Source organism: Corynebacterium ulceribovis DSM 45146 (assembly GCF_000372445.1).
Classification (GTDB): domain Bacteria; phylum Actinomycetota; class Actinomycetes; order Mycobacteriales; family Mycobacteriaceae; genus Corynebacterium; species Corynebacterium ulceribovis.
Genome location: NZ_AQUY01000001.1, coordinates 19011 through 40700 on the forward strand (window position 1 = coordinate 19011; position 21690 = coordinate 40700).

The 21690-nt window shown below is 59.6% G+C and carries 22 protein-coding genes and 1 pseudogene; 10 read left to right on the forward strand and 13 right to left on the reverse strand.

The window, feature by feature from the left end:
* Nucleotides 1-157 precede the first annotated feature (157 nt).
* Nucleotides 158-1000, reverse strand: coding sequence for a DMT family transporter (locus tag A3EC_RS0100095; RefSeq protein WP_040427856.1), 843 nt, complete (start codon nt 998-1000; stop codon nt 158-160).
* 123 nt (nt 1001-1123) lie between these two features.
* Between A3EC_RS0100095 and A3EC_RS0100100 the strand changes: the two genes are divergently transcribed.
* The gene (locus tag A3EC_RS0100100) at nt 1124-2389 is read left to right on the forward strand and encodes an aspartate kinase (protein ID WP_018023116.1); all 1266 of its coding nucleotides are present in this window, start codon (nt 1124-1126) and stop codon (nt 2387-2389) included.
* Between the two features lie 66 nt (nt 2390-2455).
* Nucleotides 2456-3502 carry an aspartate-semialdehyde dehydrogenase gene (locus tag A3EC_RS0100105; RefSeq protein WP_018023117.1) on the forward strand — a complete coding sequence of 349 codons (1047 nt, stop codon included), beginning with the start codon at nt 2456-2458 and terminating at the stop codon, nt 3500-3502.
* 63 nt (nt 3503-3565) lie between these two features.
* Here the strand turns inward: A3EC_RS0100105 and A3EC_RS0100110 are convergent, their stop codons facing one another.
* From A3EC_RS0100110 to A3EC_RS0100160, 10 genes are all read right to left on the reverse strand, one after another.
* Nucleotides 3566-4174 carry an RNA polymerase sigma factor gene (locus tag A3EC_RS0100110; RefSeq protein ID WP_018023118.1) on the reverse strand — a complete coding sequence of 203 codons (609 nt, stop codon included), beginning with the start codon at nt 4172-4174 and terminating at the stop codon, nt 3566-3568.
* 124 nt (nt 4175-4298) lie between these two features.
* A complete protein-coding gene (locus tag A3EC_RS12995; RefSeq protein WP_342661860.1) occupies nt 4299-4970 on the reverse strand; it encodes a pilin N-terminal domain-containing protein in 672 nt (223 codons plus the stop codon).
* Nucleotides 4967-5143 (reverse strand): hypothetical protein, encoded by a 177-nt coding sequence (locus A3EC_RS13000; RefSeq protein ID WP_018023120.1) that lies wholly within the window; start codon nt 5141-5143, stop codon nt 4967-4969. Before A3EC_RS13000 ends, A3EC_RS12995 begins: the two co-directional genes overlap by 4 nt.
* 122 nt (nt 5144-5265) lie before the next feature.
* The gene (locus tag A3EC_RS10735; RefSeq protein WP_018023121.1) at nt 5266-5604 is read right to left on the reverse strand and encodes a monovalent cation/H(+) antiporter subunit G; all 339 of its coding nucleotides are present in this window, start codon (nt 5602-5604) and stop codon (nt 5266-5268) included.
* Complete coding sequence (locus tag A3EC_RS0100130; protein ID WP_018023122.1) at nt 5605-5874, reverse strand: monovalent cation/H+ antiporter complex subunit F; 270 nt, start codon at nt 5872-5874, stop codon at nt 5605-5607.
* A 2-nt stretch (nt 5875-5876) separates the two neighbouring features.
* On the reverse strand, nt 5877-6275 hold the full coding sequence (locus A3EC_RS10740; protein WP_018023123.1) for a Na+/H+ antiporter subunit E: 399 nt from the start codon (nt 6273-6275) through the stop codon (nt 5877-5879).
* Complete coding sequence (locus A3EC_RS0100140) at nt 6276-7817, reverse strand: monovalent cation/H+ antiporter subunit D family protein (protein WP_040427930.1); 1542 nt, start codon at nt 7815-7817, stop codon at nt 6276-6278. It abuts the gene before it with no gap.
* Between the two features lie 11 nt (nt 7818-7828).
* On the reverse strand, nt 7829-8269 hold the full coding sequence (locus A3EC_RS0100145) for a sodium:proton antiporter (RefSeq protein ID WP_018023125.1): 441 nt from the start codon (nt 8267-8269) through the stop codon (nt 7829-7831).
* The gene (locus A3EC_RS10745; protein WP_156812782.1) at nt 8266-11100 is read right to left on the reverse strand and encodes a DUF4040 family protein; all 2835 of its coding nucleotides are present in this window, start codon (nt 11098-11100) and stop codon (nt 8266-8268) included. The genes A3EC_RS0100145 and A3EC_RS10745 overlap by 4 nt, the downstream gene beginning before the upstream one ends.
* A gap of 1683 nt (nt 11101-12783) precedes the next feature.
* Nucleotides 12784-13683: a metallophosphoesterase gene (locus A3EC_RS0100160; RefSeq protein WP_211206062.1), complete on the reverse strand. Its 900-nt coding sequence runs from the start codon at nt 13681-13683 to the stop codon at nt 12784-12786.
* A gap of 77 nt (nt 13684-13760) precedes the next feature.
* Between A3EC_RS0100160 and A3EC_RS0100165 the strand changes: the two genes are divergently transcribed.
* A complete protein-coding gene (locus A3EC_RS0100165) occupies nt 13761-14228 on the forward strand; it encodes a GatB/YqeY domain-containing protein (RefSeq protein WP_018023129.1) in 468 nt (155 codons plus the stop codon).
* Here A3EC_RS0100165 and A3EC_RS0100170 read toward each other — a convergent pair.
* Entirely contained in the window at nt 14225-16450 is a 2226-nt protein-coding gene (locus A3EC_RS0100170; RefSeq protein ID WP_018023130.1) for a transglycosylase domain-containing protein, read from the reverse strand. The two genes, A3EC_RS0100165 and A3EC_RS0100170, sit on opposite strands and share 4 nt — an antisense overlap.
* A gap of 155 nt (nt 16451-16605) precedes the next feature.
* On the opposite strand from A3EC_RS0100170, the gene A3EC_RS0100175 reads away from it, so the two are divergent.
* From A3EC_RS0100175 to A3EC_RS0100190, 4 genes are read left to right on the forward strand one after another with little or no spacing between them, the layout of a single operon-like run.
* Nucleotides 16606-16956 (forward strand): WhiB family transcriptional regulator, encoded by a 351-nt coding sequence (locus tag A3EC_RS0100175; RefSeq protein ID WP_018023131.1) that lies wholly within the window; start codon nt 16606-16608, stop codon nt 16954-16956.
* Nucleotides 16957-16981: 25 nt separating this feature from the next.
* Entirely contained in the window at nt 16982-17146 is a 165-nt protein-coding gene (gene sp36 / locus A3EC_RS13005) for a Sp36 family protein (RefSeq protein ID WP_018023132.1), read from the forward strand.
* Nucleotides 17147-17149: 3 nt separating this feature from the next.
* The gene (locus A3EC_RS0100185) at nt 17150-17650 is read left to right on the forward strand and encodes a RidA family protein (RefSeq protein WP_018023133.1); all 501 of its coding nucleotides are present in this window, start codon (nt 17150-17152) and stop codon (nt 17648-17650) included.
* A 29-nt stretch (nt 17651-17679) separates the two neighbouring features.
* Nucleotides 17680-18495: an MBL fold metallo-hydrolase gene (locus A3EC_RS0100190; RefSeq protein ID WP_018023134.1), complete on the forward strand. Its 816-nt coding sequence runs from the start codon at nt 17680-17682 to the stop codon at nt 18493-18495.
* Nucleotides 18496-18604: 109 nt separating this feature from the next.
* Here A3EC_RS0100190 and glxR read toward each other — a convergent pair.
* Nucleotides 18605-19284: pseudogene (glxR, locus tag A3EC_RS10750) on the reverse strand (CRP-like cAMP-activated global transcriptional regulator GlxR).
* Nucleotides 19285-19430: 146 nt separating this feature from the next.
* Here glxR and nth point away from each other — a divergent pair.
* The 3 genes from nth to A3EC_RS0100210 all read left to right on the forward strand — a co-directional run bounded on the left by nth (nt 19431) and on the right by A3EC_RS0100210 (nt 21679).
* Nucleotides 19431-20222, forward strand: a complete 792-nt coding sequence (gene nth, locus A3EC_RS0100200; protein WP_026162023.1) for an endonuclease III — start codon at nt 19431-19433, stop codon at nt 20220-20222.
* A gap of 19 nt (nt 20223-20241) precedes the next feature.
* Entirely contained in the window at nt 20242-20886 is a 645-nt protein-coding gene (locus A3EC_RS0100205; RefSeq protein ID WP_018023136.1) for a TlpA family protein disulfide reductase, read from the forward strand.
* A 70-nt stretch (nt 20887-20956) separates the two neighbouring features.
* The gene (locus A3EC_RS0100210; protein WP_018023137.1) at nt 20957-21679 is read left to right on the forward strand and encodes an NUDIX hydrolase; all 723 of its coding nucleotides are present in this window, start codon (nt 20957-20959) and stop codon (nt 21677-21679) included.
* The last annotated feature ends 11 nt before the right edge of the window (nt 21680-21690 follow it).

A 21690-nucleotide genomic window follows, 5' to 3' on the forward strand; every position in this document is an offset into this window, starting at 1 on the left:
CAATTAGTTCCGAGCCCCGCCGCGGCACAGAAGGAGCTGGTTCAGCTGCTGCACGCGGTTCATAGCGATAACTGTAGCGCAGGTAACAAACTCGCGGCAAAGTTTGCGCAATTACACCCGCCCAAATTCGGGGCACAAACGGATAATTGCAGCTGCGCTAACCGATGCTGCGACGAGACAACGCAAAGGTCGACACAATCATCGCCGCCAGCGCCAACGCCATCCACAGCCACTCCAGGTTCGTTGCCTGGAATTTCTCGCCCAGCACGATATAACCCAGAGCAAACGCCACAATTGGTTCACCCGTTTTCATTGCCGGTAGCGAATTCTTCAAAGCCCCAGCGTTAAAGGAACTTTGCTGGACCACCGTGCCCAGAGTTGCGCTGATAAGGAGCGCGTAGGTCTCCCAATTCGTCAACAAGCCCAAAGGTCCGTACAACACGAAAATGTCAGCCACGGCTTTGGAAAACACGCCCACATAGCCAAACATCGCGCCAGTGACCAGACCCAAGATGAGGGCGCGCTCGCGGCGGAGCTGACGTTGGGCGAAACGATCCATCGCGAATAAAATTCCCCAACCAATCGCAATCGGCAACACCCAACGCTGCAGCGGCGGATGATCAATGCCCGGTGCGGGTCGGCCCAAAAGCACCAGCACCGATACCGAAACCGTCAAGATGGAGGCCCAAAACATCTCATCAAAAGTGATGGGGCGGCCATCGTAGCGGGCCGACAGCGGCAAGGTGAACATCAGTGACATCACCATGATGGGTTGCACAATCAGCAGGGGGCCGAAACCCAGTGCCACCACCTGCAGGCCATAGGCGATAATTGCAGTTGACATCCCCGCCCACCACAATGGTCGACGCATCGCCGTCAAAATGGCTCCCGAACCACTTTGAGGAGCCTCTTCCGCAATCCGGTGCCGTACAACGGTGCCCCACGCAATGGTGAGGGCAGATGCGAGTGCAAACAGCACTGCTAAGACGTTTCCGGACACAAAATTCAGGCTACTGGAATCCCACTCCAAATACTCGCGCAGGGCGCGTGTGGCCAGCTAGCCGTGTTGCGCAGCACTCCCGTTGCTAGAATGTTGCCCAGCACATAAGAGGAGGCATGCAACGTGGCATTGGTTGTACAGAAATATGGTGGTTCGTCGCTGGAAAGCGCAGAACGAATCCGCCGTGTCGCACAACGAATCGTGGCAACCAAGAAGGCAGGCAACGACGTGGTCGTCGTGTGCTCCGCCATGGGGGACACCACAGACGAACTGCTGGACCTAGCCAACCAGGTGAACCCAGTCCCACCCGCCCGCGAAATGGACATGCTGCTGACCGCCGGTGAGCGTATCTCCAACGCACTGGTGGCCATGGCGATTTCATCATTTGGCGCCCACGCCCAGTCCTTCACCGGCTCCCAGGCCGGTGTCATCACCACCGAACGCCACGGCAACGCCCGCATCGTTGAAGTGACCCCAGGCCGAGTCCGGGAAGCACTCGACAAAGGCAACATCTGCCTGGTCGCCGGTTTCCAAGGCGTGAACCGGGAAACCAAGGATGTCACCACCTTGGGACGCGGTGGCTCCGACACCACCGCAGTGGCCATTGCAGCGGCACTGGGGGCAGATGTCTGCGAGATTTACTCCGACGTGGATGGCGTGTACACCGCCGACCCGCGGATTGTGCCGGACGCCCAGAAGCTGGACAAGATTTCCTTCGAGGAAATGCTGGAAATGGCAGCCGTTGGCTCCAAGATTCTGCAGCTCCGTGCTGTGGAGTACGCCCGTTCTACTAACACCCCGCTGCGCGTCCGTTCGTCGTACAGCACCGAACCCGGCACCCTGGTGGCCGGCTCAATGGAGGATATTCCTGTGGAAGAAGCAGTTCTGACTGGTGTGGCGCACGACGTCACTGAAGCGAAAATCACCGTTCTGGGCATCCCAGACGAAGCCGGTAAAGCCGCCGTGGTGTTCCGCGCCCTCGCTGATGCCGAAATCAACATCGACATGGTGCTGCAGAATGTCTCCAGCCTGAAAGACAACACCACCGACATCACCTTCACCTGCCCACGTGCCGACGGCCCACGCGCCATGGAACTGCTGACCCGTTTGCAGGAAGCCAACAACTGGGGCGACATCCTCTACGACGACCAGGTCGGCAAGGTGTCCCTGGTTGGTGCCGGCATGAAGTCCCACCCAGGTGTGACCGCAACCTTCACCGAAGCGTTGGCGGAGCAGGACATCAACATTGAGCTGATTTCCACCTCCGAGATCCGGATCTCCGTGCTGATTCGCGAAGAGGCCGTCGACGACGCCGTTCGCGCACTGCACAAGGCCTTTGGCCTCGGCGGTGACACCGAAGCGATTGTTTACGCAGGCACCGGCCGTTAACAAAACTCACCTCGGGCGCTATCCTGAGGTTTCTAACCGTCAACAGTTGAGCCTTGGGAGGGCCTTGTGACCACGATTGCCATTGTGGGTGCCACCGGTCAGGTGGGCCACGTCATGCGCGCCATTTTGGAAGAGCGTAATTTCCCGGCAGATAAGGTGCGCTTGTTCGCATCCAGCCGCTCTGCAGGCAAGGTGCTGAAGTACCGCGACGAAGATGTCGTTGTGGAAGACGTTGCCGCCACCTCCGACGAGGACCTAGCTGGCATTGACATCGCCTTGTTCTCCGCAGGCGGCACACTGTCACGCGAGCAGGCGCCACGTTTTGCTGCCGCCGGCGCAACTGTGGTGGATAACTCGTCGGCATGGCGCAAGGACCCTGAGGTGCCGTTGATTGTCTCTGAGGTAAACCCAGAGCACCGTCTGAACCGCCCTAAGGGCATCATTGCGAACCCGAACTGCACCACCATGGCTGCGATGCCAGTGCTCAAGCCACTGCATGAGGCCGCTGGTTTGGTGAAGCTGCATGTCTCCTCTTACCAGGCAGTTTCTGGTTCGGGTCTGGCTGGCGTGGATACCTTGGTCAAGCAGGCGCAGGGCATTGTTGCCCACGAGGAAGACCTGCGCGCCCTAGTTCACGAAGGTGACGCCCTGACCGCCGAGGATTTGGGGCCGTACGTGGAGCCAATCGCCTTCAACGTGGTTCCGCTGGCCGGTGGGCTTGTTGACGATGGCACTGGCGAAACCGACGAGGAACAGAAGCTGCGGAATGAATCCCGCCGCATCCTGGATATCCCAGAGCTCAAGGTGTCCGGTACGTGCGTCCGTGTGCCAGTGTTCACCGGTCACACCCTGACCATTCACGCTGAGTTTGACCGCGCACTGACCCCAGAGCAGGCTACTGAACTGCTCAAGGACGCCCCCGGCGTCCAGGTTGTCGACGTGCCGACCCCATTGAACGCAGCTGGTCGGGATGACTCCTTGGTGGGCCGAATCCGTCAGGACTCCACCGTGGATGATAACCGTGGTCTGGTGCTGGTAGTTTCCGGCGACAACCTGCGCAAGGGCGCAGCGCTGAACACCGTGCAGATTGCAGAGCTGCTGGTCAACAGTTAGCTGCTCAGCTCAGGCTGCTGGCTGCCTGAGCGAGCTGCTGAGTGCTGGGGTGACATCCCCGGCTTAGACAACGCGAAGGCGACGGCGAGGGCCGTCGCCTTTGTCGTCTTCCGAACCGGAGTCAGCGTCACGAGACGTGGCTTCCACTAGGTCAGCGCGGGCTCGGGCAACACGGGAGCGGATTGTGCCCACACGCACCCCAGCAATGGTTGCTGCCTCCGCGTAGGAATAGCCCAGTACTTGAGTCAGGATGAGTGCTTCGCGGCGGTCCTCGTCGAGGTCATTGAGCAGCAGCCGGGCATCAACCACGTCCGCCCACTGAGCGGAGCTCGTATTTGCGGTGGCATCTGTGGCGTCTTCCCACTGAGTGATCGATTTACGTGGCCGCGCCATGTCATGGCGCACAGAATCCACCCAAACCCGTCGGGCTAACGACAAAATCCAGGTGCGAGCGGAGGATCTGCCGGCGAAGCGAGGCAGAGCTGACATGACGCGCAAATAGGTTTCCTGAGTGAGGTCGTCAGCTTGGTCCGTGTCGGCCAAGTGCGCTAATAGTCGCCAGACGTCCTGCTGGGTAGCGCGGATAAAAGCGGTCAGCGCAGCACGGTCGCCCCGGCCGGCCTTGAGGGCGAGGCGGGTGACTTGTTCATCATGTTCTGCGCTGTTGCTCACCCGGCTAGGGTATCAAGATCCCATATATTGCCCAAGAAACTGCAGCGCAAAGCCCGCTCCTCAACCCCCAAAAGGTGAGACAGCGTGCTCGTCTTAAGTCGAAAACTGCACCGGCAGTCAGCGACTACGCATCGCCTTCGTCAGCATTCTTCTTCCGGCGCAGTACTAGCACCAGAGCTGCAATCAAAAGGAGACCCAACCCGATGAACACGCTCGGCGCGGTGATACCAGTTCGTGCAATGACGCCGCGGATCCCATTGTTTGAGGTACCGTCCTTCGGGGTGCTTGGGGTCGGTGGCACTGTCGACTGTGGCGGGGTAGACGGCGGGGTCTTAGGCGGTGTGTTTGGTGGCGTCTTCGGCGGCACCTCCGGTGTGCCCGGTGGCGTACCCGGCTTGTTCACTTTCGCGTTGACTTCGACGCGGCAGTCCCAGCGAGGATTCGGATCATCCGTTGACCCCTTAAACCCAACCGGCAAGGTAATGAGCAGCGGCACAGACTGCTTGTACGCGCCCTGCGGATTCTTCGGAACAACTTCCTTCACCAAGTACAGTCCAACCTCAAGGCCTTGGAAGTAGGCTTTGCCTTCCGCGTCCGTCCGCGCGGAAACCTTGTCGCCGTCAAATGGGCCCTTTTCAGCTTCCTTTTCGGTCAAAGCTCGGGCCTTTTTCCACCCTTCGGCGGTGGTCAGGTCATATCCAGCGAGCTTTTGCGCCGTAAATTCAATATCCGCAATCTGGCCTATTGTCTGCGGGTTATCAAATTCATTCCCGCCAGTGGGCTTAACGACGATCAGATCAACATCGCCACAGTCTGCCGTGCGCTCATAAGCAAGCTCGCCGCTTTTTCGTGGTCCTGCGGCGACGTGTTGCCGGTGATGGTTTTCGCTGACACAGTGGGCGCACCAACGGAAAGCATCGCTAGGCAGGCAAGGGTGGCGCCTGCACGGCTGACACTTTTGCGGGTCATTTTGTTCGTTATACCTTCCACGCAGAGTGCGGCACCGGAAACCGAGAAGGTGCCCCTCTTATCTAATATGCATTTAAGGATAACTTGAAAATAGGGTGTTCAAAAATGAATATTGGCCGAAGTTATGAATTTCGGGCACGTTTTTCGGGTTTCGCAAGTGCGCCGGGCGCTTCTTCTGTCAGCAGCGCGCGAGCCATCATCGTCGAGCCCGTCGCAAGAACCGCAAGTAGACCGATAATCGCGACGATGGCGGACAATAAACCGCCCCAGCCCAAGGTGTTATCCGCGGCATCTCGAATGAGGTTCGCCACAATGAAATTCGGCAGACCCGCGACAGTCACCAGCCCCATGGCATTCGCCCTCGACAGACCATCGGGCAGCCGCACAACCGCGATAGCACTAGCGACAATCGGAATCGTTCCCAAAACCACGAAAAATGCAATCAATCCGTCAATAAGCATTTAACGGCCGCCTTTCGTGAGGATGCGGGCAGTAGCCAACGTGGATACGAAAGCCAACACACCCGACAACAGGGCAATGTCGTAGGTGACATTGGAGTGGGTCTGCAAGCTGAACAGCAAGAACAGGCCCACTGCTGGGAAAAGCACAATGTCCGGCAGCACTGCGACAATGCTGCGTTTCTTCGTGCGCACCGCAGTGATGGCACCGACCAGCATGGTGGTGGCCACACATACCGCGGCAATTGCAATTACAACATCAAGCCAATGCATTGCTACGCACCTTCCTGCGACGAATGAAATGGACGCTGATACTCCGGAAGCACCGAGACCTCCGGCCGAGCCTTAGCCCGAATATCCGGATTGATGCGCTCCTCCATGTCGGCGAAGGAATCCGCAAGCGCCGCGATATCCTGGCCTTGGACCGCATGTACCAAGAAATACCGGCCATGGTCATCGGCGGCGGTAGTGCAGGTCAACGTGCCTGGAGTCATGGTGATGGACAACGCGAACAATGCCACTTCGCTGTCCTGCTTCAGCCGCAGTGGCACCTTGACCACGACTGGGTCATACGTCCGACGAGGATTAAACAACATGGCCATGGTCTGCACGCTGGCGACCACAATTTCTTTCGCTAGCCATGGAAAATAGGTGAAGGCGGTGGTCAGCTTCATTTAACTCGCACCTCCAGTTTCAGGCTGTGGTTCCGGAACCGCAATCGCCGCGTCCGGGTTATCGAAAACTGCCGCGACATATCCATCAACGTTAATCAACGCTTCCGCAGCGTCGGCGGCTGCATCCGAGACTGGACCAGCCAGCAGGAACATGCCGAAGGACACCAGCACCAGCAACGCGCCAGGCGCCGACAACGCTGGGTGAATCCGCAAGCCGGGGTTCACTTTCTGCATTGGCCGACCCCAGAACACTTCACGCCACACGCGAATCATCGCCAACAGCGAGAAGAAACTACCAATCACAATGACGGTAATAACAACCCAACTGCGCATGTCCGCAGGTTCAGCGGCGGCAATCATAATGCCCACCTTGCCCCACAGGCCCGACATCGGCGGCAAACCAACCAGCGAAAACGCGCCAGCCGCGAACACCGCAGCCACCCACGGATCGCGGTGCATAATGCCCGAGACACTATGCAAATTGCCCGAACCATAAGTCTCTTCAATCGCGCCAGAGGTCAGCAGCAGCGAACCCATCGTCACCATGTGGTGCACCGCGTAGAGCACACCAGCGGCTAGCGCAGCGCGCGCGAAATCGCCGCCAGAAGTAGCAAAAGCCAGCACAATCAGAATGTGCGGCATACCGGTGACCATCTGGTAGGCAAGCACCTCACGGATAGTGCGGCCAGCCATACCGCCAATGGAACCGACGATGATGGAGATGGACATCAGCACAATGACGAGCCAGGTCCAGCGTGGGTCGAGGCCGAAAATCAGGACGCTTAGTCGGAACATCAGCACGAAGGCGACCTTGGTGTGGATGGCAGAAAAGAGCGTCATGACGGTAGCGGATGTGCCCGCGTAGGTGCGTGGCAACCACGTGTGCAGCGGCACCATACCGGCCTTCACTGCCAGCGCCAGCATGACAATACCCATGGCCACGGTGACTGGGCCGTTGCCGCGGGCCGCATGGGCGAGCGCTGCCATATTCACGGTGCCCGCAGTGGCATACACCAACACCACACCCGCCAGCAGTGTTGTGGAGGCGAAGAGGTTCACAATGACAAACACTCGGGAGCCGGACAGGCGCGACCAGGTGCCGGACATGGCAATCAAGCCATAGGACGGCAGCAGCATCACTTCCATGGCCACGAAGAAGTTGAACAAGTCCGCGGTGAGCAGGGCAGCGTTCACGCCGCCGAGCAGCATGAGTGCCAGTGCTGGGAAGAAGCGGGCTTCGTCTTCACCGGCGGCGATGGCGAACCAGCTGGCGCAGAACACCACGCCGGAAGCGGTCAGAATAATCAGCGCGGAAAAGGAGTCCGAGGCAAAGGGGATGGCAATCCCGTCGGCATAGTTGCCGATGGCATGGGCGATGGTGCCATGCTCTTGGTGTGCCACCAGTAGGCCGGCGGCACCGAGGAAACTCAGCAGGGGAGTGCCGACCAGCAGTAGACGGCGCGCCGCGAGGCTGCGCAACACCGTCGATAAGGCGCCCAGCACAATGGGTACGGCCAGGAACAGCGGCAGGAGCTGACCAATAGCTGTCGGTGTCACTTCTTGCCCTCCGTTGCTTGCGCCTGTCCTTGTGTCTGTCCTTGTGCCTGAGTCTCTTCTGGGACGTCGACAATGCGGCGACCCGCCCGGCGACCACGCAGGTCCAATTCAGTTTTGACCAATTCTTTGTCACTCAGTTTCAAGGCGTCATCCGACCGGCCCAGCCCCGACAGCGCCAACATGCAGGCGGTCGTCGCCATGGAGATGACGATGGCGGTCAGCACGAAGGCCTGCGGCAGTGGGTCTGCGGCCTGCGCAGGATCCACACCATTGAGTACTGGTTCGGCGCGCCATGCGCCCACACCGGTCGACAAAATCAGAAGGTTCGCGGCATGCGTAATCAAGCTCATGCCGAGCACAATGCGGACCATGCCGCGCATCATGACTAGGTATGTGCCGCCGGCCATCAACACTGCAATTAACAGCGCCAGAATCATTGCTCGACCTCCTGTAGCTGCGGAAGTTGGGCCGGTTTCAGTGGTTTGTCGGTACCTGGTCGACCCTCACCGCCCAAGTAGTTCAAGGCAGTCAGGAACATGCCGATCACCGCGAAGTAGACGCCAAGGTCGAAAATCAGCGCGGTATTCCACTCCAGCGGCCCGACTGTGCCGTGCAATGGCATGAGGAAACTGCCCTTGGCTAGGCCGAACACGCCGGAGAACACCGCCAAGCTGACACCGGCCCCGATGAACCACTCCGGTGGGAACTTTGGCATTACTGGTTCGTCGCGGTCAGAAGCCAGGTAAATCAATGCCAACCCGGCCGACGCCACCAGTGCTGCATTGAAGCCGCCGCCTGGTTGGGTGTGACCGCGCAGGAACATCAGCACCGACACAATCATCAGGATCGGACCAAAAATCCGCATAAGCTGCACCAACGGCAAGGTGCCCAGCATTGGCTGCTTCATTGGCACTGGCACAAATTCCATCTGGCCGCGCGGAATGGAAGAGACCACTGCGGCAATTGCCACACCGACGAAGCCCAGCACGGTGAGTTCGCCGAGGGTGTCGAATGCACGGAACTCCACCAAAATGACGTTGACAATGTTCGGCTGACCAGAAATGTCCAGCGTGTTGGCCAGGTACCATTCACCGATTTCATTGCGGCCAGTGCGCCCGGTCAGGCCCCAGACCGCTGCGAAGGTTACGACACCCATGGCGATGGCGGTGACGGCAGCGAAGATGCGCTGGTTCTTGCTTGGTGTCGGGAACTCTGGGCTCATGCGGCGAACCACCAGCATCATCAGTGCGGTGACCAGCACCTCCACCATGAACTGGGTGAGGGCAACGTCCGGCGCGCCGAGGAAAAGAATCATCAAAGTCACGCCGACACCGGAAATGGACACCATAATGATGGCCTTCAGTCGGGTGAGGCTGCGTACCGCCCCGAATACACCGACGGCAGCGACAGCTAGCGCCGCCAGATCCCACCAGCGGTCGACGTTTGCGACCTTCTCCGCAATAGGTACACCGTCGATAACCTGCTCGGTTCCGACGCCCCACAGCACCACGCCGCCCAGCGCAATGATGGACCACAAAATTGGTGCCAAGAACTGCGCTGGCTGCAGCGACTCGGTCGGCTTATTCAGTACCGCACCAAGACGGCTGGCCTGGCGTTCGACGGCGGCGAGGACCTTGGCACCATTGGTTGGTAGCAGTTCGCGGCCTTCAATCGCCTTATCGACGACACTGCGCGCCACAATAAAGCCAATGCCGGCGGCAATCGCAAGCAGAGACAACCCAAGTTCCAAGTTAATGCCGTGCCAGAGCGCAAGATGCGTCTGCGGGGACTCAGCGGCGATGGCACCGACAATGGCATCGACTGGCTTATCCAGTACCGCGACCACTGCCACCAGCGGCACCGACAGCAAAGCTGGCAGCGCAGCGGACAGCCACAGTGGCACCGGTGCTTCATGAACATGGCTCATATCGCGGTCACCGTCAATGAACGCGCCGATAACCAAGCGAGCCGAGTACGCAAACGTTAACGTGGCACCAATGAAGGCAACGGCCAGCAGCACTGCCGTCCACATGCCAGACAATCCGCCGGTGTTAAACGCCGTGAGCATGCCTTCTTTCGACAGGAAGCCGAAAAGTGGCGGCACCGCAGCCATCGACGCGGCACCGATGACGGTGGCACCGAAGGTGAACGGCATCTGTCGCCAGACCGAACCGATCCGGCGGATATTACGGGTGCCGGTCTCATGGTCAATGACGCCGACCAACATGAAGAGCGACGACTTAAACAGGGCGTGCGACAAGGTGTGCACCACGGCTGCTGCCAGCGCAAATGGGGTACCAATGCCGATGGTTGCCACAATCCACCCGAGCTGTGACACCGTCGAGTACGCCGTCAGGCGTTTCAGATCTGTTTGCTGCAATGCAAACAGCGCGGCCATCACCGCGGTGAACATACCGGCGCAAATAAGCAGCCCCTGCCACACCACATTGTCAGCAAACACCGTCGAGAACCGCAGCAGGACATACACACCAGCTTTGACCACTGCGGCCGCATGCAGGAACGCCGACACTGGGGTAGCGGCGGCCATCGCTTCCGGCAGCCACGGGTGGAAAGGGAACTGTGCAGCTTTGGTGAAGGCTGCCAGCGCAATCAGCGCAGCAATAATCGTGGTTTCTTCCGGATGCTCAGCCCATTGCGAGGAGCCCAAAACGTCAACAAGCACCGTGGTGCCGGTCAGGGAAATGGTCATCGCAACCGCGGCAAGCAGCAGTAACCCACCGAAGAACGTGATGATGAGGGTGCGCATGGCGCCTGCTTCGCCGCCGCTGCCCGCGCGGGCGATAAGCAGGAAGGAGCAGATGGAGACCAATTCCCACGCAATGAACATCAGGACGATGTCATTGGCCAGTGCCAACATGACCACAGCCAGCATGAAGGTGGTCATCAGCACGTAGAAACTGACGGCACCGTCCCGCTTGGGCAGATAAAACGTGGAATAGATGAAGACGGCCGAGCCGATCCCTAGCGCCAGCATCGCAAAACCGAGGGACAGTGGGTCCGCGCGGAAAGCGAAACTAATGGCAATGTCAGAATCCGCCAGCGGGCCGGGGATAACTAACGGGAACCAACGCTGCTCCCATGTCGCTGGAGCAGAGCTAGCAGTCGGAGTGAGCCGAGCCAGCTGAACGAGCGCAGCAACAAAAAAGGCCACTATGGGCCAACCAGCCCCTCGACCTAAGATGCGCGCAGCGATGGGAGATAGCATCAGTGCCAGAGCAACCAATGCTGGGACACTAAGGAGAGTCACAGTGGTGGCACCATCTTTCCATTGTTAACTAAGCACTAATTCACGCTACCAGCCGTGATATTGGGCGCGCCTGACAGCCCTTAGTCAACTACGTCACTAGCTTCTTATGGTATGGCCACCGAAAATAGCGAAGCTGATGTCCCAGACGCCGCCGAGGAAACACCCGGTGCGCGTCGTCCCCGCTCTACAAGCCTGAAAGCAGTAGCAGCACTGCTGGTGATGCTGCTGCCGTTGGCAGTCGGCGCGGGATATCTGTGGGGCAGTAACGCTAATATCGCAGCCACATGGGGGAGTGCTGAGGGGGAGCAAGTCGCCGCGCCAGGTGCAGGCGGCATGAACGTTGACGTCAACCAAATCCAGGACGCGCGCCGGGCAACGGGCGCTGCCGGGACCGAAGCTGGGTTCGCCAAAATTGGGTCCGGCGCTGCGAAAGATGGCGCCGTGGAACTGGAAAAGGGCGCCAAAACTGCGAAGGACGGGGCGAAGGAACTGTCCGACGGGCTGACGCTGCTACAAAACGGCACCGGGGAGCTAGGCACCGGCGCGAAAAGTGTCTCCGACGGCGTGAACACCATGGTTGATGGGTTGACCGGGTTGGTTGCTGCACAAACGGCGGTGCTTGGCGCCATTGATGAAGCTGACAAAGCGCTCAAAGACAGTAAGGACCCGCGCGCCCCACAGCTGCGCAAGGACCTTGCTGGGGTGAAGAAGCAGATTGCGACGCAGGGCATTGATTCCAACGCGGTTGACCAGGCGAACAAGCTGAAATCGGGTGCGAAGGAGCTGGCGTCGCAGCTCAATGACCCTGGCGCGCCGTACCACGATGGCATTTACTCAGCCGCGAAGGGCGCGAAGGAACTGTCCACTGGCATGGCGGAATTGCACACCGGTACCAAGGACCTGCGGGATGGGCTGGTGACCGTCGACCGGCAGGTGACCAACACTGACCAGAAGATTGCGGAGGCTAAACGTGCGCTACCTGTGCCAACGGCCAACCAGATCGATGCGGCAAATGGTGGGACTGCTGACGGCGCGGGTGGGGATGNCGAGGCTGACACCGGTGCGGTAGCGGCGCTCGCCCCGACGATTGCGGTGCTGATTGCGGCGTTGGCGATGTTCGGTGCGGCGCTGCTGTGGAGCAGTGACTGGTTGCGCGGCCTGTTCCAGGTTGCACGGTCGTGGCCGCGGCGGGTGGTTGTCGCAGGCGCGGTGACCGCGGTGGTTGCGGCGGTGGCGTCCGTGGCGCTGTTCGCTGTGGCGGAAGGTTTCACCTGGCAGCGTGGGCTGGCCGGCGTCGGCGTTGTGGTGTTGGCAGCACTCACCGCGGGCTTAATGACGGCCGCAAGCCAACGAATTTTTGGAAAGACAACCGGCCGCTATTTGGTGGCGATTGGCTCGATTTTGCAAGTAGGAATCGTCGGAGTGGTGTGGAGGACCAGCATGGCGACAGATATTCCGGAAGCAGCACAAGCAGCAGCGGCGTTGATGCCGTTGCATTACCCAACGATGGCACTGACTGCGATTGGCAATGCCACCAGCGGACCGCTGGTGTGGATTGGCGTCGGGGTGCTGGCGGTCCTGGCCGTCGTCTCTGAAGCGGTCCTGGTGATGTTCGGCCGCCCAGAAAACGAGGAGTAGCAGCGGCGCATGACTCGCGCGCTGGATGGGCTGGGCGCTGGGCGGCTAGTTCTGGGGCGCTTCGCGCTCTACCAGGTGCAGCATGGTTGCCGACGGTGGGCAGAAGAAGCGGATAGCCGCGTACTTGGAGGTACCCAGGCCGTTAGAGACGTGCAGCCAGGTGCGCTCAGTCCAACGGGAGACACCAGCGACGCGGGAACGGTCAATGCCACAGTTGGTGACAATGGCCTTACCGCCAGGAAGGCAAACCTGCCCGCCGTGGGTGTGACCTGCGAGTACAAGGTTGTAGCCGTCTTCAGCGAAGCGGTCTAGGACCCGCGGCTCTGGGGAGTGCGTCAGGCCGATTGCTAGGTCAGTGTCGGGGTGCGGCTGGCCAGCGATCTGGTCGTAGTCGTCAAGGTCGTGGTGGGGGTCGTCGACACCGGCGACGGAAACATTGACCCCGGCAACTTTGAAATTGAGCCGTTGATGGGTGGCGTCTTGCCAGCCATGCTCAATGAAAGCGGCGCGCATGCCTTCCCACGGCAGCTTTTCGTCAGAAACTTTCCGCTTCTTCCCGGTCAGATACTTCAGCCAGTTCACTGGGCGTGGGCCAAAGTAGTCGTTGGTGCCGAAGCAGAACAGGCCGGGCACATGCAGCAGCGGATCCAATGCGCGGAGCACTGCTGGCACTGCTTTACTGTCGCCGAGGTTATCGCCGGTGTTGACAACCAAATCCGGTTTGAGGGCAGATAGTCCCGCGACCCACGCTTGCTTAGCGCGTTGTTCGGGGAGCATGTGCAGGTCCGAAATATGCAGTACTTTTAGGGTGCCCGCGCCGGGGCGCAGTACCGGTAGCTGAATGTGGTGTACGCGGAAAGCATTGAGCTCAACATAGTGGGCGTACGCCAAGGCTGCGGCGCCGGATGCGGCGGACAAGCCCGTAGCAGCTAAGACAGGGCGCAGGAATTTAGACACGTTCCTAGGCTACATGCAGGTGTCGCTTTCGAATATTGCTGCCGTTGGGGACGTATCCTGACAGCATGAGTGAATTGAAACAGACCATCATTTCCGATATGACCGCAGCGATGAAAGCACGTGACAAGGTCACCACTGGCACTTTGCGCATGCTCAAGGCCGCACTGCAGACCGAAGAGACCTCCGGCGCGAAGCACGAGCTCGATGACCAGCAGGTGCTGGCTGTCATTGCCCGGGAGATTAAGCGTCGCCGTGAATCGGCGGATGTGTACGCCGAGAATGGCCGCCCAGAGTTGGCGGAGGCAGAACTGGCAGAAGTGGCTGTGTTGGAGAAGTACCAGCCGAAGCAGCTGGATGACGCCGAGCTGACCGCACTGCTGGATGACGTTGTCTCTACAGTCGAAGCAGACTCCGGTCAGCCCGCATCGATGGCCTCGATGGGCCCAGTGATGAAGGCTGCAAAGGACAAAGCCGCTGGCCGTGTGGACGGCAAGCGGCTGTCGGAAGCAGTGCGCGCACGCCTGCAGGGCTAACCGTTTGGAATGGTAATTGGCGGTAGACCCGGAATTTCAATCACCAGTGGTGGTTGTCCGCCGCGTGGCCGGCGGTCCCGGGATGGCCGAGAGCTATCGCCGTCGTCGCCATCTGACCCGCCATCTGGGATCGGTACCACCGCGCCGGATGGTTGTTGGGTGCCGTGAAGCATTTTCGGGTCGGCCTGAGGCAGGGATGCTCCGCCGTGGGTCGGCAGCAGCGGCGCGACAGCATTGAGCCAGGTCAGTGCTGGTTCTTTACCGCCGAACAGGTTGCCGGATGGGCACTGGCGCAGCGGGGCGGCACACAGTTCTGAGGCAGTTGGGGAGTCATTATAAATGTAGGTCGAGCCTGCCAGTTTTCCGGTGAATGCCAGGAATGCTGACGACTGGTGCGATTCGGTGGTACCGGTCTTTGCGGCGACCGGTCCGCTCCAACCCACAGTGCCAGCTGCCCCGGCGGCGGTGCCGCTGACAGTATCTTTAGACAGGCCTACTGCCAGGGTGTCTGCCAACTGCGGCGAGACTGCTTGGTCGCAGGCTGGGGTTTTCAATTTCACTGGTTTGCCATCGCGGTCGGTCACCGAGTCGATTGGGCTTGGTTCGCACCATTTGCCGTGGGAAGCCAGGGTTGCTGCCACATTGGATAGTTCGAGGTTATCCACTGCTGTTGGGCCCAAGGTGAAGGAACCGAGGTTGGAGTCTTTCCAGTATTGCGCTACGGACATGTCACCGTTGTAGGTGCCAGGGTCGTCGTAGCTGCGTAGCCCTAGTTTTACTGCCATGTCTACGACGGCTGGGATACCGACCCATTCGGCGAGCTGCACGAAAGTGGTGTTAGGGGAGTGCGCAAGCGCGTCTTGCAGCGTCATGGAGTCGCGGTACGAGCCGGCGTTTTCCACACAGTAGGTGTTCGGTGGGCAGTTGTCGGCGCCGCCGTGGCCCATTCCGGTCGCTTCGTAGCGCCGCGGTACGGACAGGGTTTGATTCAGGCCCGCACCTTTTTGCAGCGCGGCGGCAGCGGTAAAGATTTTGAATACCGACCCAGCGCCGTGCCCAACGGTGGCGTGTGGTTGCGGCTGGACGGTTTCTTCGTCCTTTTGGTTGAGGCCATAGGTGCGTGATGAGCCCATGGCGAGTACGCGTCGGCTGTTTTGTCCCGGCTCGATGAGGTTCATTACCTCCGCGACGCCTTTTGCTTTCGGGTCGGCGTAGGTTGCTAGCGCCCGGCTGACGGAGTCTTGGGCCTGCGGGTCGAGGGTGGTTTTGATGTCGTAACCACCGCGGAGAATATCTTCCAACGGCAGACCATGCGATTCGAGGTATTCCAGGGCGTAGTCGCAGAAGAATGCCCGGTCACCGGACGAAATGCAGCCGCGTGGCAGCCGTTTCGGTTTATCCAAAACCCCGAGTTCAGAGTTTTTGTGTTGCGCGGCCCCAGCTTCCGTCAAGGCCCCATTGGCCACCATGGCGTCCAGTACGAGGTTTCTGCGCTTTTTGACGTCTTCTTCCGCCGTAAATGGATTCAGTGCGGAGGAAGACTGCACCATGCCGGCGAGCATTGCTGCTTCGGGAACTTCGAGGTCTTTAGCGTCTTTTCCGAAGTAGGTTTGCGCTGCCGCTTGGATGCCGTAGGCACCGTTGCCGAAGGGCACAATATTGAGGTAGCGCGTGAGGACCTCTTCTTTGGACATTTGGTCGTCGAGGTCTTGTGCCAATCGGATTTCGCGGAGCTTTCGGGTGTAGCTTGTCGCGGTGGCTGCTCGTTGTTCAGCGGGGGTAGTTGCTGATACCAGCAGGGTGTAGTTCTTGATGTATTGCTGCTCCAAAGTGGATGCACCCTGTTGGACGGAGCCAGCGGTGAAGTTGGCTAAGGCTGCGCGCATGGTGCCGAGCCAGTCGACACCGTCGTGTTCGTAGAACCGACGGTCTTCAATTGCCACGATCGCATCTTTCATCGGCTGTGCGATGGCGTCGGGCTCTACTTCGACTCGGTACTGGTCATAGAGCCAAGCGATGGGTTTTCCGGTGGCGTCACGCACGGTGCTGACGGTCGGGACGAGACCATTGTTAATGGCTGCTGTCTCTGCCGTTAGCGCTTCGGCTGCCCGTGAGGAGGCATAACCTGCGCCACCGATGACGGGGAAGAGGAGCGCGGCAACTAACACTCCGCCAACCGCGATTGCGGCGAGAAGTTGTTTTATAGCGGCAATTGGTTTCACGCGTATTACCCTACGTGACTTCCATCTGTGGGCAGAGTTGATACAACCCCCTAAAATGTGACGCACTCGACAACCGGAAAGTTGTGTGATTAGACTTACAAAAAAATTGTGATGAAACGTCTGTTACAGCGACAGTAAGAAAATAGGGAACCGACATGACTGCATCCATTACCCGCCCACAATCTTCGAACCCATACGGCGACAAGGAACCAAACGTCCCGAACGCGCAGAGCTTCTACGACCGTCAGGAATGGGTCACCCAGGCGCACTGCCGCGAAGTCGACCTAGAAGAACTGTTTGTTCGTGGCGCTGCGCAGCGTCAGGCTGCGGTCATCTGCCGCCACTGCCCGGTTGTGCTGCAGTGCCGCGCCGATGCGCTGGACAATCGTGTCGAGTTCGGTGTCTGGGGCGGTATGACGGAACGCCAGCGTCGTGCCCTGCTGCGTAAGCACCCAGAGGTCACCAGCTGGGCCGATTACTACGCTGAGCAATTGGCGTCGCGCTAAGCGGTAAACACGTAAGGTAGTCAGCATGAATAAGACTTGGGAATACGCCACTGTGCCACTGCTGACGCACGCTACGAAACAAATTCTGGATACGTGGGGCGCCGACGGCTGGGAGCTCGTCGCTGTGCTGCCTGGCCCAACGGGTGAGGATCACGTCGCTTACTTGAAGCGCTCCATGGGAGATGTGTAACGCATGTCTTCCTGGTTTGAACGACTAAAAGAACTCGGTATCGAATTGCCACAGGTTGCAGCCCCTGTGGCGGCCTATGTGCCAGCCATTCAGGTCGGCCAGCAGGTGTGGACCTCTGGTCAGCTGCCGTTTGTCGACGGTGAACTGCCGGTTGTCGGCAAAGTTGCAGACACTACTGATATTGATGTCGCCGACACTTCGTACGTTTCGGTGGACAAAGCCAAAGAACAGGCCCGTATCGCCACCCTTAATGCGCTTGCTGCTGTGGATTCCCTCGTGGGGCTCGATAATGTGGCTCGAGTAGTTAAAGTTGTTGGATTTGTCTCTTCCGCTGCTGGCTTCCATGGACAACCAGGGGTAGTCAATGGGGCATCGGAGCTGCTTGGCGAAATTTTCGGCGAAGCCGGCCAGCATGCTCGTTCCGCAGTTGGGGTAGCAGAATTGCCGCTAAACTCCCCAGTGGAAATCGAGCTTATCGTTGAGCTTGCGGCCGAGCGCCCATAACTAAAGCAAAAGGACGTAGACTGTTGGGTATGCAGCATCCTGCCTACGCCCAGCTACGTCCTGTGACTGAATCAGTCGGTGTCATTCTTTGCCCTAACCCGAGCTACGCTTCGCTTGAAGGTACGAACACTTGGGTTGTGCGCGCGGAAGGTGACCCCCGCAGCATCATTGTGGACCCAGGTCCCCAGGATGAAGGCCATCTCAACGTGCTGACGCGTCACGCCGAAGAGGTCGCCCTGATTCTCATTACCCACCGGCACCACGATCACGCTGATGCCATTGAACGTCTCCGCCAGCTCACCGGCGCCCCAGTGCGCGCGGTTGACCCGCGGTACTGCGCCGGCGCCGCGCCGCTGCAAGACGGCGAGTGGATTTCCGTGGACGGCGTCACCCCACAGATTGAGGTTGTTGCCGCGCCGGGCCACACCGCCGACTCCGCACTGTTCTTCGTCCACACCGGTGGCGAGGGCACCCCGCTGGAAGGCATCATCACTGGTGACACCATCGCTGGCCGCCACACCACCATGATTTCGGAAACCGATGGCGACCTCGGCAAGTACATCGAAACCTTGGAGATGCTGGAAAAGCGTGGCGCAGGTGTCACGCTCATGCCTGGCCACGGCGCAGAGCTGCCGGACTTGGCCCCAATGGCACGCAAGTACATCGACCGCCGCCACCAGCGCCTTGAACAGGTGAAGGCTGCGCAGGCCAAGCTTGGTGCCGACGCCACGGTTAACCAGATTGTCGACGAAATCTACACTGACGTGGACCCTGTGCTGCGCGGCGCAGCTGAGCAGTCCACCCGCGTGACCTTGCGATACCTCGCTGAGCACCCAGATGCCTAGGTAGCCCCGTTGCCGGTGCCGGCACGGGCAACAACCCGGCAATAACTTGGCAACAAAAAGCCCTAACGGCGGTTCTTTCCGCGGTTAGGGCTTTTGAGCTTTGTGACGATTACCGAGCGCGCTTAGCCAGCCGCTCAGTGTCAGTGATGACGACCGACTTGCCTTCCAGGCGAATCCAGCCACGCACCGAGAGTCCGCCAACGCCTTGTTCACCGTTTCGCGGGAGGCACCAACAAGCTGCGCAATCTCTTCCTGAGTCAGGTCATGGGTGACCCGCAGGTGTGAGCCTTCCTGGGTGCCGAACTGGCCAGCCAACCGCAGCAGCGTCTTAGCGACACGGCCTGGCACATCCGTGAAAATCAGATCCGCCAGCGAGTTGTTGGTCTTACGGAGGCGACGTGCCAGCATCCGCAGCAGCTGCTGCGCAGTTTCCGGGTGCTGGCCAACCCAGTCCGACAACAGTTCCGAGTTCATCGTTGCCGCCTGCACCGCAGTGACACACACTGCGGAGGAGGTGCGTGGGCCTGGGTCGAAGATGGACAGCTCACCGAACATGTCGGATGGGCCCATGATGGTCAGCAGGTTTTCGCGACCGTCCGGGGAGTGCCGGGCAAGTTTCACCTTGCCCTCAACGATGATGTACAAACGGTCACCTGGTTCACCCTCTTCAAAGATGGTGGTGCCCCGAGGGAACTTGACGGTGTCCAACTGACCAATCAGCGCCTCGACCGCATTTTGGTCGACTCCCTGAAAAATGCCGGCACGCGACAGAATTTCCTGTACATCCACGGTGTTATCTCCGTCTCATAGCTAAGTGATTCCTTCGACTAGTCTATGTCAAACGCGCCACAATATGGGAAGGACTATCTACTTTTGCCCCGAAACGTGGATGTGTAATCGCAGTCCCTCACAAACCCGCCGGTACACTTGCTCACATGTCCACCACCCCGAGGCGCCGCCGACTGCCAGGCAAACACCCTGCAAGCGCTGGGGCCGAGACCCCGTTAGGCCGCACCCGCAGGGCGCGACGAATCAATCGAACGTTAACAATGGCTTATCCAGACGCCCATTGCGAACTCGATTTCCGTAACCCACTCGAGTTGACCGTCGCCACCATTTTGTCGGCCCAATGCACCGACGTGCGCGTCAACCAAGTCACCCCAGCACTATTCGCGGCCTATCCGACTGCCCAGGCCTACGCCGAAGCCGATCGCACAGAACTGGAAGAGCTTATCCGACCAACTGGCTTTTTCCGCAACAAAGCCAACAGCCTTATCGGTCTCGGCCAAGCCCTAGTCACCGAGCATGACGGCCAAGTGCCAGACACGCTCGCCGAACTGGTCAAACTCCCCGGAATTGGTCGAAAAACCGCGAATGTTGTCCTCGGCAACGCGTTCAACACACCGGGCTTAACTGTCGATACTCACTTCGCTCGTCTGGTTCACCGCCTAGCCCTCACCGAAGAAACTGACCCAGTGAAAATTGAGCATGCCATTGCCCAGCTGATTGAAAAACGGGAATGGACCATGTTTTCGCACCGCATCATTTTCCACGGCCGTAGGGTGTGCTTTGCCCGGCGTGCTGCGTGCGGTGCCTGCTTGCTGGCCTATGACTGCCCCTCCTACGGTCTGGCGGGGCCAACCGACCCCGTAGCAGCGGCGAAAATGCTCAAATCACCAGACCGTGACCATCTGCTTGCGCTGGCGGAATCCGACGAAACTGCCTAGCCAGGCTACACTTTCAGCGATGTCGAATACCGTGAAAATGTCCATTGCCGGCGCTGTGCTTGCCCTTGCGTTGCTACTGGCGTTGGCGCCTGTGCTGCTGCGCGCCGTCAATAGCGCCGACACTCCAAGCGGCACCGGCGGCACCGAGTCCGCTGCCGAGGACTCGACCAGCAACATGGACGCCGGTCTTTCTGCCTGCCCAGCACCGGAGGAAGGCAGCGCCACTTCGTCAATAAGCGCAGAAGGCGGACCACTGGCCGGGGTGACTATGGACTGCCTCGGCGCGCCTGGGGACGGTACTGACCTGCAGACGGCGCTGGCGGGCAAACCTGCGGTGATTAATGTGTGGGCGTGGAATTGTGCACCTTGCCGGAATGAACTGCCGCTGTTTGATCAGCTGCAGCAGCAGCGTTCCGACCTGACGGTTGTCGGGGTGCATGAGAATGCGCATGCGAAAAAGGGCATTGAATTTGCGCAGTCCGTCGGGCTGAAGATGCCGAGCTGGTTGGATAATGACGGTCGGTTCGCGGCGGCGTTGGAACTGCCGAATGTGGTGCCGCAGACCATTGTGCTGCGCGCCGATGGCACAGTTGCGGCGAAATTCCCGAAGACCTTCACATCGGCAGCCGAACTGGAGCAGGCTGTTAATGAAGCATTGCGCTAAGCGCACAGCGAGAACCTAACAGCGAGAACGCAGTAGCGAGAACCTAACAGGCAGGAAAGGTAGGTGGGCCATGACCGCAATGCCGGTGCCAGGGTGGTTAACAGGGCTTATTGACGATACCCGGCGCGGCGTGGTGCCGAAATCCCGTCGACACGTGGACCTGCGCACTCGGGCAGCGAACGCGAAACAATCCGCCGTTCTGGTGCTGTTTGGTGGCGCGCCGCAAGCCGAGGACCTACCTGATGATGCCGGGGTTGTGCTGCTGCACCGACCAGCAACCATGCGGAAACACTCCGGACAGATTGCCTTCCCAGGCGGCCGGATCGATGACACTGATCCGACTCCGCAAGCCGCGGCGCTGCGCGAAGCGTGGGAAGAAACCGGTGTGGATATCACCGGGGTGGCGCCGCTGGCGACGCTGCCGCAAGTCCACATCCCGCGGACCAACCACGATGTGCACCCAGTGCTGGCCTATTGGCAACAGCCATCGACCATCAGTGCCGTGAGCCCGCAGGAAGCGGACTGGGTGGAGAAAGTGCCGCTTCAGCTGCTGCTGGAACCGTCGAATCGGATGATGCTCGCCGCTGGCGACTACCACGGACCGGCATTCCGGCTGGGGGATTTCGTCGTATGGGGCTTTACCGCCGCAATTTTGGACGGACTGATCCACCAGGCAGGATGGGAACTACCCTGGAACACCGATACTCATCACGACCTGCTGGAAGTGCTGGCAGACTCGGCAAACGGTGAAGCGATGGACCAACTACGCATCCCCGGCGTATTCAACCAATAGGACACTAAAGC